Annotated in this window: 6 protein-coding genes; 4 read left to right on the top strand and 2 right to left on the bottom strand. The window is 64.0% G+C overall.

What is annotated here, in order from left to right:
- Positions 1-6: 6 nt before the first annotated feature.
- Together J3P36_RS01510 and J3P36_RS01505 are read right to left on the bottom strand one after the other, a co-directional pair.
- The gene (locus J3P36_RS01510; RefSeq protein ID WP_210505498.1) at positions 7-1,515 is read right to left on the bottom strand and encodes a nuclease-related domain-containing DEAD/DEAH box helicase; all 1,509 of its coding nucleotides are present in this window, start codon (positions 1,513-1,515) and stop codon (positions 7-9) included.
- Positions 1,512-6,245, bottom strand: a complete 4,734-nt coding sequence (locus tag J3P36_RS01505; protein WP_210505497.1) for a sacsin N-terminal ATP-binding-like domain-containing protein — start codon at positions 6,243-6,245, stop codon at positions 1,512-1,514. The genes J3P36_RS01510 and J3P36_RS01505 overlap by 4 nt, the downstream gene beginning before the upstream one ends.
- 77 nt (positions 6,246-6,322) lie before the next feature.
- Between J3P36_RS01505 and J3P36_RS01500 the strand changes: the two genes are divergently transcribed.
- The 4 genes from J3P36_RS01500 to J3P36_RS16695 all read left to right on the top strand — a co-directional run bounded on the left by J3P36_RS01500 (position 6,323) and on the right by J3P36_RS16695 (position 11,052).
- The gene (locus J3P36_RS01500; RefSeq protein ID WP_282595077.1) at positions 6,323-6,748 is read left to right on the top strand and encodes a very short patch repair endonuclease; all 426 of its coding nucleotides are present in this window, start codon (positions 6,323-6,325) and stop codon (positions 6,746-6,748) included.
- A gap of 487 nt (positions 6,749-7,235) precedes the next feature.
- The gene (locus J3P36_RS01495; protein WP_210505496.1) at positions 7,236-8,360 is read left to right on the top strand and encodes a DNA cytosine methyltransferase; all 1,125 of its coding nucleotides are present in this window, start codon (positions 7,236-7,238) and stop codon (positions 8,358-8,360) included.
- Positions 8,357-9,439, top strand: a complete 1,083-nt coding sequence (locus J3P36_RS01490) for a DNA cytosine methyltransferase (RefSeq protein ID WP_210505495.1) — start codon at positions 8,357-8,359, stop codon at positions 9,437-9,439. The genes J3P36_RS01495 and J3P36_RS01490 overlap by 4 nt, the downstream gene beginning before the upstream one ends.
- The gene (locus tag J3P36_RS16695; protein ID WP_210505494.1) at positions 9,436-11,052 is read left to right on the top strand and encodes a restriction endonuclease; all 1,617 of its coding nucleotides are present in this window, start codon (positions 9,436-9,438) and stop codon (positions 11,050-11,052) included. Before J3P36_RS01490 ends, J3P36_RS16695 begins: the two co-directional genes overlap by 4 nt.
- Positions 11,053-12,728 lie beyond the last annotated feature (1,676 nt).

Raw genomic sequence — 12,728 nt, 5'->3', positions numbered from 1 at the left:
GGGTGTTCACCGAGTCCTCCGAGCGAGGGTTTGCAGCCGTCGTTTGTCCTCGCCCGTCGCCACGACATGCAGCGCTACGCGAGGGCGGGTGACAGCGACGTAGAAGTTCGCCATCGGGTGATCGTCGAACTCATCCGGAAGGTCACAGACGATCACATGCTCCGTCTCGAGGCCCTTCGCCGAGCGCGGGCTGAGAACGCGGATGCCGTCCTGCAGACGGTCCGTCGATGCGTCGGCGGTGACCGGGATGACCCAGATGTTCGACGGCGCAACTCCCTCTAGGGTGAGCGCCTTTGCGATGGCAATCGCCTCGAGGACGCCTCCTCCGTCGGTCGCCCAGCACCATTGAATCCTCTCGCCGTTGACGATGCCTGCATCGCCGACGTCGGCGCCGAGGTACTCCTGGACCATGTGCACGATGGCCTTGGTGTTACGGACGTTCAGGCTCAGGTCGTACTCGGAGGCCTCGGACGCGACCAGGTCGAAGATCTCGCGGTCGAACCTCCCATGAACGTGCGCCTGGTTGTTCGGATCGAGGAACATCCGCCAACGGCCACCGGTCGTTCCCCCCACCAGCACCCGGTCAAGAAGGTCCATGGCTTCTGAGGACATCAGGTCCTGCGCCTCGTCGACGAGAAGGACGTCGTACTGGCGCTCTTGGGAAAGTTCATCGAAAGCGATCACCGCGATGCCGCGCTCGGAGACACGAGGCTCGAAGAAGTGTCGCAGCCCGGGAGAACGGAAGGTGATGAGAACAGAACGTCCCGCCGAAGCCTCGTGTTTCGCGGATTCCGCAAGCACCAGCGACTTGCCGGTGCCGGCCCCGCCGCGAACCACGATGCGAGGATTTCTTGACAGGCCGGCCAGGACACGCGCCTGACCCTCCGTCGCTCTGTTCTGTTCATCGACAACAGCACCTCGCTGCGCATCCAGAACAGGCATCCTGGAGAATTCGCCGAACAGCCTTCTACGCAACTCATCCGCGCGGGCCACGCGCTCGCCGCGGGGGACCGGGCGCGAGCCCTCGGCGACGCGATCAAGCGCAGCGGACAGGGCTGAGGCCGTCATCGAATCCTTAGCGAGCCAGTGGGTTGACTTCCATTCCGTTGACGAGGGTGGACTGTCGATGTCAGGCGTCACCACTATGGCCTCAGTGGGGAACCAGCCGATCCCGTCCTCGCGGAGGATGTCCCGCAAGGCGAACATCGCGGTCCGTGCCTGCTCCATCGGCGAGGACGACAGTCGGTGGGCGTCACCATGCCGGTCGACGGTGTACCAGGAGCCGTCGAACTTCTTGACACCTCCGCCCTTTACCTCGACGACGATGACGACGCCCTTCCAGAGGACGACGAAGTCGGCTTCCGCCATCTGCTTGTAGGCGTGCGAGCGGAGCTTCACCGAGTGGAACGCCACCGCCATCTGCTCGGGTATTGCGGCGAGGAGCCGCGCGAGTCGGCGCTCCGCCTCGCTGACCGTCGTCTTCTCGACGTCACGCAGGTCCGGGCTCAGAATCATGTGTTCTGCTCCTGCCAGAGTTCTTCGTACTCTCGGAATCCGAGCAGGTTGTTGATGTCGGAGTTACCGAAGTTGTCCTCCATATCGACGATGAGACACTCCTCCTTGCCGCCGTTCTTCGGTCCCCGCAGCCCTCGTCCTGCCATCTGTATGTATGCGTTCGGGCTGAACGTCGGGCGGGCGATATAGAGGGCGCTGACACCTGGGGCGTCGAACCCCTGCGTAAGGAGATCGCAGTTGGCCAGGACCTGAATCTCACCGCGCTTGAACTGCCCGATGACGTCGCGTCGTTCCTGACGCCCAGTCTGTCCGCTGACTGATGCCGCCTTAATCCCTTGGAACCGCAGCGTTGCTGCTAGTACCTGAGCGGAGAGGACGTTCGGCGTGAATACCAGCACCGACTTCGCCCGCTCATTATCGAGGCCCATGATGCTGTCCACCAGGATCCTCATCCGGGCATGACTGGCTGCGACTCTGTCGAGCACCGAAGGCGTGATCCGGCGCATTCGCTCGGCGTCCGCGAGTTCTGCGCCCGTGAGACTGACATCGACGCCACGCAGGATGTCGTGCTTGACCCTCGCCAGGACGCCCAGCGCAACCAGCTCGCCGTAGGGGTCGTCGTCGAACGCCTGCAGCGGATTGTTCCCGAAACGAGCCGCCAGCGCTCGGGTAGCCTGCACGGAGGTCCCCTTGAAGGGTGTGGCGGAGAGCCCGATGAGGGGTCGCGCCCAATTCCTGCCATCGACTCCCAACCAGGTGAGAATCTCCGTGTAGCGGGTCGAGGTGCCGGCGACGTGGCCCTCATCGATGATCACCGCGCCCGAACGCGCCAGCCAGTCGTAGTCCGCGTGATTCGGCCGGCCAAGAATCACCTCAATCTTCGCGTCAGTCGCCACAATGACGCTGAATTGCGTGTCGGGCTCGTGAACCTCGTTGCTTTCCCACAGCCGCCCAATCGTCAGGGGACGCTCATCTCCGAGTCCACGCCACACTTCACTGAACGTCTGCACCGCCTGCTCGCAGAGTTCCTGTGATTGCGCGATCCAGAGAACGGGTCCGGTAAGCCGACCGTCGATGAACAGTTGCAGCACGGTCTGCGTAGCTACGCGCGTCTTCCCTGCGCCCGTCGGAAGCACGACCATCGCCTTCGCGTGCCGGTCACCAGTCCTCTGTGTCAGGGCAGCGCCCAACTTCGCGCTGATGTCACGCTGGTAACCGTGCAGCGGGGAGAGGATGGTGGCTCCGGGCACCACGAACTCGGCGTCCTGGCGCTGGGTTCGCTGGCCAGCGAACTCCGGTCCAAATCCCATCTTCCGGAGCCACGAGATGGTGGCTGCGCCGCCTGCCCACTGATTCGGAACATCGGGGAAGCCCTCGCGACGGAAGAGGTCGGCGAGTTCTCGAACAGTGTCCTTGCCGTACACGGAGAGGCATAGTGCGGCTACCGAGGTGCGGGCCGACACGAGGCCCTGCGCCTCCAGCCCATGCCACAGGCCCTTCGGCAGCTTCTCGCGGAGATCGTCGTCGCCGAAGTAGACCTCCAGCCTGCCCGCGTCCGATTCCGCAGCAAGCGCTTCCTGGCGGAGGATCTCGAGATGGTGCGCGAGGCCTACCTGAAGGGCGCGCGTGATGTCCGCGTTCGTCATTCCGAGGTCGAACGCCTCGCTCACCGCGGCGAGAGTCTTTCGCTCATCTAGACCGGCACGAACCACGATCGACGAGCCATCGCGATAGGAATCGAGCGACTGGGTCTCGACGCCCTCCTCGGTCGTGACCCACTTGGCGATGGAGCCGGCCCGCGCAATCGTCGCGTTGGCCAGGTCGTCCGACTGCACCACGGAGCGCAGGCCGGTGAAGACGTCCAGGAGTCGCTCGGGGTCCTGCTGTCCTTCTATGCGGGTCGAGAACGCGAAGCTGTCCTCGAAGCGCAGACAGCCGACGACCTCGGTGAGTAGGGCGGCTTGCTCCTCGGTCGCACGGAGGTAGGGGCGTTGGTGCTGGGCCAGGTACTCGCGTTGCTCGTCGCTGACAGCAACGTAGACCGTGCGGGTGGGACGCGATTCGATGATCCGGCCCACACGAGCCGGGATCTGCGGGGGTCCCGCAGGGTAGGCCAGACGGCTTGCCGTGATGATGAAGCTCACGAGCAGGTCATCGTTCGACGCAGGCGGCAGCAGATCGACCGAAAGTGCTTCGGCGAGAATCTTTGCCGGAACTCTCTCGAGCTCGTCTGGAAGCTGTAGGGCGTCCACGATGTCCCGGGGCCCGTCGAAAAGCGGCAGGAGTTCTCGATACTGCACGAGCGATGGCGCCACCAGTTCGCCCAAGGGGCGGTAGCCGCGGGAACTGCGGAGCAGGCCTGCCTGCTCGGCAGCCCATCTCACCGGCGACTTGATCCGGTACGTGACACCAGTGGCCTGGTCCTCGCAGTCCCAAGGTGCATCGCCAAGACTCAGCAGCCCGCGTGTCCAGGTCTCCCTAATGTGATCAGTGGCGCCTGCGTCGCGAAGGAGCAGCAGCACTGAGAACGGTCCAGGAGAGGCTCCGCGGCTAGGAAACACCGATACACGCTCGACCGGGCGATCGCCCGGAGTGAGCCGACCGTTCACGTCCTGCAGAACCCAATCGATGTATGCATCGGAAGCGAATTCATCATCGAATGAGAACTCGCCTCGGGGCGCGTGCACGACACCCAATTCATGCGCGAGGCTCCGGAGGCAACGCCGGCGATCGAGCAGGACGCCGCCGTCCGCCGCAGGCAGGGACTCGTCGAGGTCGAGCACCTGCTGCGGCCAGGCCCAGCCGCCGTCGAGCGTGGGCACGAGCACCGACGCGTGAGGGTGCGCTTTGACGACGTCCGACGCATCACGGGGGCTCACCTCGAGCGCCGCGTCCCAGAACTTGGCCTGCAGTTCCGGATTTGTCGGACCGGTGAGCTGGGCGATTCGAGCATTGAGAATGGCGACGGGATCGAGATCCCGGAATCCGGCTTCCCGGAGCATCCGATCCATGCCGGGATAGACAAGGAACTCGGGGTCAACGAAGACAGCACCCTCGATCTCGAGGTCCTCGGCTCGTCTGAGGAACACCAGGCTCTTGTCGTTGAGCGAACGCACGCCATCGCTCGTCGGGATCACCCTGGCCTGACCCATCTCAGGCTTGCCACGATCCGCCATCACAAATTTGAGCGCGTTAGCAGCGGACTCGATATCACCGCCCTCGGCCCACTCGCGGAGCCACGACAGGATCCCTCTCTTCGGCACTGAGTCGAGCGCCCGTCGGAGGTCCCGACCGTCATCGTCGAAGCGGTCCGGGTCGACGCTGACCACAAATAGTTGACGCAGTCTTGCGATGCGCCTCGGGGTTGCGTAGCACCGCCAGTGCGGGACGTCGTCACCAGTGTTCGGCGAGGCGATCCATGCCCTGTGAACGGACTCGTGCGCCTCCCACTCGAAGTCGAGCGGCCTGAGAGCTGGAGCGACGCGCAGCCGGCCAGGCCCGTCCGGAATCAGCGCGGTCTCGACGGCCAGACGCGGAACCAGTGCGCAAAGCACCTCGTCCCCGAAGTAGGTGGCCTCCCGTCCTCGCGCTGGAAGGTAGTCGAGGACGGCGGCGGGATCCGCCGCCGTGCTCACGCGCGGGAGCAGTTCGACGAACATCTCCGCCAGCGTCGTGAGGATCTCGCGGTTGTAGTCGTTGCGGAGCAGGGTGGTTCGGTCGTCGTTCACGCTCCATGGAGCGTTGAACAGGGCTGATGCCGACGTCTCATCGCGAAGCGGGAAGTAGGACCAGAACTGCCCGATCCGTTGCTGCGAATACTTCGCCGGGATGGCCACACTGACCTTTACCTGGTCACGAGAGACGGCCTCTCCGACCTCGCGACGAGCCGACGGGGTGGGGGAGTGCATGCGCTCGCCGACGATCCATTCGTCGCCACTGCCGTCGGGGCGCTCAATCTTATAGAGCCCGTCCCCGAGGCTCCGCGAAACGTGACTCGTTTCGAATCCCTGATCACCGAGAACGCGGAGCCGGACCTCGCGGACGGCACCTACGAAGAGCAGGAATTCTGAAGCGAACGACTGCATCTCATGCTGAAGCCTGTCGACGTTCGAGATGTTGGGCAGTCTCACGATCGTGGTCGCCCAGTCACCGAGCGCTTGCACGATCGGATCCTCCTGGTGCAGCCGCTCCGCATCGAGTGGCGTGGCCGTGCGAAGCACGGGAAGTCGCCGCACGGCCGATCCAACATTGCGGATCGCATCCTTCGCCTTCGCCGAGTTGAACTCGAACGAGACCGATCTACTCAGTACCTGCGGCGAGTCGGCGACTGCGAGCACCGACTTGAACCCGAGGCCGAAGCGTCCGATCTCATCGCCGCGCTTGCCACTCAAGTGCGCATGCGTGATGGCGATGAGTCCGTTCTTGGAGAACGGCCGACCGGAGTTCGCACAGTAGAGCGTTCGCGACATCGGATCGAGGATGATCTCGACTCGGCCGAGGCCGTCGTCGTCTGGGCCGCCGGCACCCGCCATCGCGTCCGCCGCGTTCTGCACGAGCTCCAGCAGCGTGCGGTTGGCGTACCCGCCGACGCGGATCGACTCTTCATGATTAGCGTGCTCGCTGATCAGGTTCGGGTTCGCTCTGTACGAGGCGATGGCGCGCTCGAACTGCTGCTCTACTTCTCGAACGAGTTCGGGATTCGGCGCCCAAGTGCGCGTCGATTCGACCATGAATCTGTTCCCCCCAGGGTGTATGGCTAGGAGGACGATATCGATTCATCGCGGTCGGGGCGCGATACGCTGCTCGCATGTCCTGGGCGTCCACTCCCGGGGCGCGGCGCTCGATGCAGGCGAACCGCGGTCGAGACACCACGCCCGAACTGCGGGTTCGGAAGCTTCTGCACGCCGCCGGCGCCCGCTACCGCGTCGACCTCGCTCCGCTCGGAGGGCGACGAAGGGCGGACATCGTCTTCAGCCGCCGACGCATAGCGGTGTATATCGATGGGTGCTTCTGGCACGGATGCCCCCAACACGCGACGTACCCGCGGACCAATAGCGACTACTGGCTTCCGAAGCTCAAGCGCAACGTTGAGCGCGATCGCGAAACCGACAGCCAACTCCGCCAGGCAGGGTGGACAGTGTTGCGGTACTGGGAGCATGAGGCGCCTGAGCAGATCGTCCGTTCCATCTTGGAAAGGATCGAGCGAGACCGAGAGGTCCGATCCCGAACGTGAGCGTTCGACCGGTGCGGCGCACACCTCCGCCCGGCTGATGAGCCCGAGTGATCTCTGCCGCACCCGCGCAGGGTGCTCGGCCCGCCGGTCACACCCATCCCGTGTCTACGGCTTGACGTCTTTCTCCACCACGAGCGAACCTCATCGGTGCCGTTGTCGAAACCACGACCGTTCCACAGACTGTCACAGTCGCGCTGCGACACTGAGGCCCTCTTCCAGGCGCCTAGCGCCTGCTTCAGATACCCCAGCCAGCAGGCCTCGGCGGTGGGTATGCCTGGGAGACGCGCCGGACTGGGTTATTGTCGTTCGCTCCGGTGCTAACGCCGCCCACGGAGAGGCTTCGGCGGCTCCATTTCGATGACACTCATGCGCCCTCCCTCTCTCTCGCCGCCACAGCCGTTAGCGTCCGTAGGCGGTGCTGTGAGGTGGTGTCGGAGGCTCCCGCTAGCTTGACGGCCACGCTGCACCTAGGACGACGAGGGACTTCATGACACGACAGATGCCAATCATTGACCTGTTCGCCGGAGCAGGAGGACTGGGGATCGGTGCTGGGCAGGCTGGCGGCGAACTACGCCTGTCGGTCGACAACGATTCCTTCTCCTGCGAGACCATGCGCCTGAACCCGGGACTCCATGGAGGGCATGTCATGGAGGCGGACGTCACCACGCTGACCGGCGCCCAACTGCGGAAAGCAGCGGGGCTGTCGGCCGCCGACGACTTCGTCATGATCGGTGGTGCTCCCTGCCAGCCTTTCTCGAAGGCGGCCTACTGGGTTGATAAGGGCGACGAGGCGGCGTATCGCCGCGCGCGTGCTCGAGGGGAAGCGGCTCTGAAGCCCACTGAACCTCTCGTCGCGCGTCCGGACAGTCGCCGCACCCTGGTGCACGAGTTCTGGAGACTCACTCGAGAGTCGGAAGCTTCCGCCTTCGTCTTCGAGAACGTTCCGAGCATCCTGCACCCGAGGAATAAGCACATTTTCGAGGCATTGCGCGCCGACGCGGAAGCTGCCGGATACGCCACGAGGAAGGTGGTCGCGACTGCCACCAACTACGGCGCTCCCCAGATGCGGCAGCGCGTCTTCCTGCTTGGATCGCTGAATGGGATGCCGGAGGAACCCCTAGAGACTCACGCCGAGACGGCCGAGCACGGGATGTTGCCATGGCGGACTTCGGGCGACGCGCTCGCGGAGTTCGACGGACCGGACTTCGCGGAGGATGCCGAGGTCGTGCAGGGCCGGTGGGCGCAACATCTCGCCGACATTCCACCCGGAATGAACTACAAGTTCCATTCCGCTTGGGCGGGGCATCCCAGCCCGACTTTCGAGGCGGAGACACGCTACTGGAACTTCTTGCTCAAGCTGTCACCCGAGCGCCCATCTTGGACCATCCCGGCCAGCCCAGGCCCCTGGACCGGGCCGTTCCACTGGTCCGGCCGGCGCCTCCGCATCCCTGAACTAGCTGCTCTGCAGACTTTCCCTCGTGACTATCGCTTCGCCGGACCTCGTCGCGAGCAGGTTCGCCAGATTGGGAATGCAGTGCCTGCTGTCATGGGTTCTGCCATGGTCTCGGCGGCCATCCAGACGCTAGTATCCGACGCTAGGCACGCGGCGTGAGCGGCGAGCGCCTGACCGCCTTGAGCTTGTTCTCCGGGTGCGGGGGGCTCGACCTGGGAATTCGCAACGCGGGATTTGACGTCCTGGGCGGCGTTGACAACGACCCCTTCTCGGCTCAAAGCCATGCCGTCAATTTCCCCGAGTCGAAGTTCTATCTCGGCAGCATCGCGGACTTCTCTGAGGAGTTGGCGAAGAAGCTCATCGGCGCGGACAGATTGAGCGACGTCGATCTGCTGGTCGGCGGTCCGCCCTGCCCGCCTTTCTCTAAGAGCCGGTTCTATCGAACCGACAAGCCTCGTGCGATGAGCGACCCGGTGGGGGAGGTGACCATCGGCGGCTACCTGAACACGTTGCGTTGGTTGCGGCCTAAGGCCTTCCTCCTCGAGAACGTTGCCGGCATGGCCTTCAAGGTGCACGCGGAGACGCTCGACTTCATTCTGGCCACGGCTCGGGAGCTCGGGTATACCTGCTCCACGCGAGTGCTGAATGCAGCGGACTACGGGGTGCCGCAACTGCGTCAGCGGTTCTTCATCGTCGGAACACTCGATGCGGAATACTCGTGGCCCGAGCCGACGCATCACGATCCGCAGACGCCGAGCCTTGCGGTGGACCGTCCCTGGCGTACTTCTGGAGAGGCGATCGGTGACCTCGACACGGAGGAATTCGCGAGCGACGAGGGACACGTGGCCGGTGGCAAGCATCGTCACCTCCTCGAGCAGATTCCGCCGGGCGACAATTACCTGTTCTTCACCGCCAAGCGGGGGCACCCCAACCCGCAGTTCGAGTGGCGGAAGCGCTACTGGTCCTTCCTCCTCAAACTGAGCCCCGATATGCCGTCGTGGACGATCCAGGCACGCCGGTCAAACAACATGGGGCCCTTCCATTGGCGAAACCGGATCCTCCGCATCGAGGAGGTCAAAAGACTGCAGACCTTCCCCGATGACTGGTTCCTTAGCGGGAATGTCGAGCAGCAATGGAGGCAGGTCGGAAACGCCGTTCCGCCTGCCCTCGCGCACGCGCTTGGCGCCAACATCGCGCAGGCCCTTCTCGCTCGCGCTGGCGAGAAGGTAGCTGCGTGACGGAACTAGATCCAGCCTCGAGCGGCGATGCCGAGGAGGCTGACGCGAGGGAGGCATCTCGGAACTCAGAAGTCCCGGGCGCGGACGTCCCCCTGCCCGAGGCGAGTCGAAACGACGAAGAGCTAGAGGGCGGGACTGAAGAGTCCTCGTCTGCCCCCGCGGCGGACGACAACTTCGAGTCGACGGACGTCGCTCCCCGGCTCCCGGCTCTTAACGAGTTCACCCCAGATCAACTCGGAGGGCCTGAAGCTCTCCTCTTTCTTCTGGAACTGGTCGCACGCTCCACCGATCGTGCCGAGATTGTGGAGGCCATTCGGCAGGAGTGGTTCCTAAACTCGGCGAAGAAGCAGGAGGACCCGGAGGATCAACTCAGGCAACAAATGACGCGTGCCCGAAACGTTATCGCCGGCATGCGCCAGGCTGGCCTGCTTGGGCCATCTCTGGTGAATATCGAACTGTCCGAGCTTGGGCAAGCGATCCTTGCCCTCAAGGAGCAGCCCCCTCATGCTTACGCGGAGTTCGTTCGATTCCTTCTGAAGAATCGCCGAGGTATCGAGGTGCTTGAGGTCGCTCGCGCACTCAAGAAGCGCGATGGGATCGTCACGAAGAAGGCGGTCGACCAAGAGTTGATTCGCCGAGGCTACGCGCTCCCGACCAACAGTTCCTACTCCGGGAAATTGCGTCAATGGCTCGCGGTGGCTGACGTGGTGGACGCAAACTGGGGCATCAATGAGGACAGGTTCGTGGAGTTAGCGGGCGTGAGCGCGGACGACATAACGGAGTGGCGGCTGCTCTCCCCGGCGCAACAGGCGGTCGTGGTCGCGCTGTGTGTCCGAGCGATCGGAAACACGACGCCCATCCCGTCACCCGAGTTGCTCGAGTTGCTGCGCCAGGGCGGCGTCGACTTCGACCCTGCTCAAGTAGCGAAAACCATCTATGGACCACTCGTAGCAAAGGGATGGATCCACCAGGAGGTCAAAAAGGGAGGGCGAGGAGGCAAGGGTGGCTTGATATCTCCGACGGAGAAGGCGCTCGCTCTAGATCTCGAGTTGGTCGAGGGCCTCGAGCTGGGCGATTTCCCTCCGGAGCTTCAAAAGCAACTGGGTACCCCGCTCTCCGACGTGCTGGCGATGCTGGATTCGGAGGATAAGCACGTCAAGGGTATCGGCCTTGAACTGCTTGCCCTTCGGTTGGCGACGGAAGCCGGACTTCTGCCGGTGGAACTACGGCAACGTGGAGTGGAAACGGGTGGGGCAGAAGTTGACCTCGTTGCGGAAGGGGCCCACCTTCATTTTTCGCGGTGGCTTTTCCAGTGCAAGAACCAGAAGAGTGCGGTCGGTCTTGACGTCCTAGCAAAGGAATTAGGAATGGCGACGCTGCTCAGGGCGCAAGTTGTCGCGATCGTGACTACCGGCCCTTTCGCGAAGTCGGTGCTGGATTACGCCAGGAGGGCTTCCGAGACAACTGCAATTCAGGTCATCCTCTTGGACGGCGAGTTCTTGAAGAACTATCGCGCGAAGGGTGCAATCGCACTTCGGACCGAACTGCACAATCGGGCGGTCACCGCGTTGACCCTCAAGCGTCCGCAGTTGCGGGAGATGCCCCGCACCTGACCTCGCCTCTCCGAGTCTCCTGGCGGACGAGCAGGACCGCCGCCCCGGCGACCGCAGAATCGCGCGCACGGCGACGCACTATGCCGAACCACGCTTGCGTGCGGGGGGAGGGGGAGAGGGAGGCCCTGGGCGCGGTGGCGGCTGTCGCGCCGAGAGTCTCTGCGGCTTGAAATACGGTCCGGAAGATGTCACCGGAAGGAGCGAACCAGGCGGCCGCGGCCGCTCGTGCAGATTTGTACTCCGCTTGCGCTCGTCGTATCCGAGTTCGGGCATGCCGCGAGGTCGTCTTGAGGTGGCACTCGAATATGACGGGCGCGACCGACGACGGGCGAGCGGTGCCATCCGCGTACACGACACCGCGACCCTCCGGGACCCCGGCGGAGGGCGACATCGGCCAACCAGGGCAGGCCCGTGAGGCTGGGTACGCCGAGAAGCGCCAGCGGTCGCAGCGCACCCCGATCTCCCGTTCGCAGTCCCGCATGGTCTTCGGCGGGGGATTGTGGACGACCAGGGGTGCATCGATCGCGATCACGTCGTTTATGCAGCCGCATGGCGGTCGCTCGTACGGATGGCCGACGCCCGCGTACCTGCGAGAATTGACGAATCATGGACGGCTTCGGCACCTTAGACGCAGATAGCATCCGGCATCACTTGCAGGGACAGTTCGGGCTCGATGCGTCCTCGCCGCGCCAGGTTCTGCGGCTCGCGGACCTCGGTGTAGTAGTCACGGCATGGCGAAATGGCCCGATCGAAGACATCCACGCGCGCCTTGGCGGGCTAAGCGACGGCGAATTGCTCCGAATCAATTCCCACACGACCTGGCGAGTCCGCGGGATTACCGGTCGATGGCTTCGGGAGGTCGGCTTCGGGGAACGAGGAAATCAATCCAGAGGTTGGTCCATATGCCACGAGGATCTCGAGACCCTTGTCTCACGTTGGTATCGCTGGGTTGCGAATCCAAACCGAGTGCTCCCGGGCGGCGCGCCGTTACACGATAGCGCGGGTGTCAAGCTAGAGGAGGTGCAATTGCATGCGGAGCGTGCTCTATTCGCCTTGCTGCCGCTTGCGCGTCGGTATGGCGTAGATGCTGCTCTGTTGTCTCTCGCGCTACAAGGCGCCGTTTTCGCAGGCCACTGGTGGGGGCATCCGAGGTGGCCAAATCTTGTCGAACGGTTCATCAGGTCTCTGGACCATCCACATAAGTCGGAGGGCATCAGCGAGATCGATTGGGTGGGGCTTCAGACCCCTGAACCTCCTGAAGTCTCGGATCGTCCCTATCTCGCGGGCGTTCTCCTCGCCGCACCGTGGCAGCTTCAGACTGCGACCGCGGACTGGCTAATCAAGGCTGGCATCGGATCCTCTTGAGTACGTGGCGACCTCTACTCAGTCCGTAGCCTCATAATTTTCCAGAGGGAGCCCTCGGAGCACTCCATGACGCCAGTGAAGGCCCTTCATCGTCGCGTTGAGGATGAAGATTCCGAAGGCGCCCGAAAGAGGACGGCTACGGCGCCGAGGGCCACGGCGCATGGGCGCAGCGAGCGGAGCGCGACGGTCGTTTCCATGTCGGCCGGCTAGGGGTGCTGCGCAGGCAGTCGTCGGGGTCGCAGGCAGGTCGAGAACACAGGCAGGACCGCCTCGGCCAGCGCGGTCTCCGGCAGCGCTCACCCCTGCACCGG

It is taken from the genome of Naasia sp. SYSU D00057, from assembly GCF_017916505.1.
Classification (GTDB): Bacteria; Actinomycetota; Actinomycetes; order Actinomycetales; family Microbacteriaceae; genus Naasia.
The sequence above is the reverse complement of the archived record's forward strand: the minus strand, read 5'-3'. Positions and strand labels throughout refer to the sequence as shown.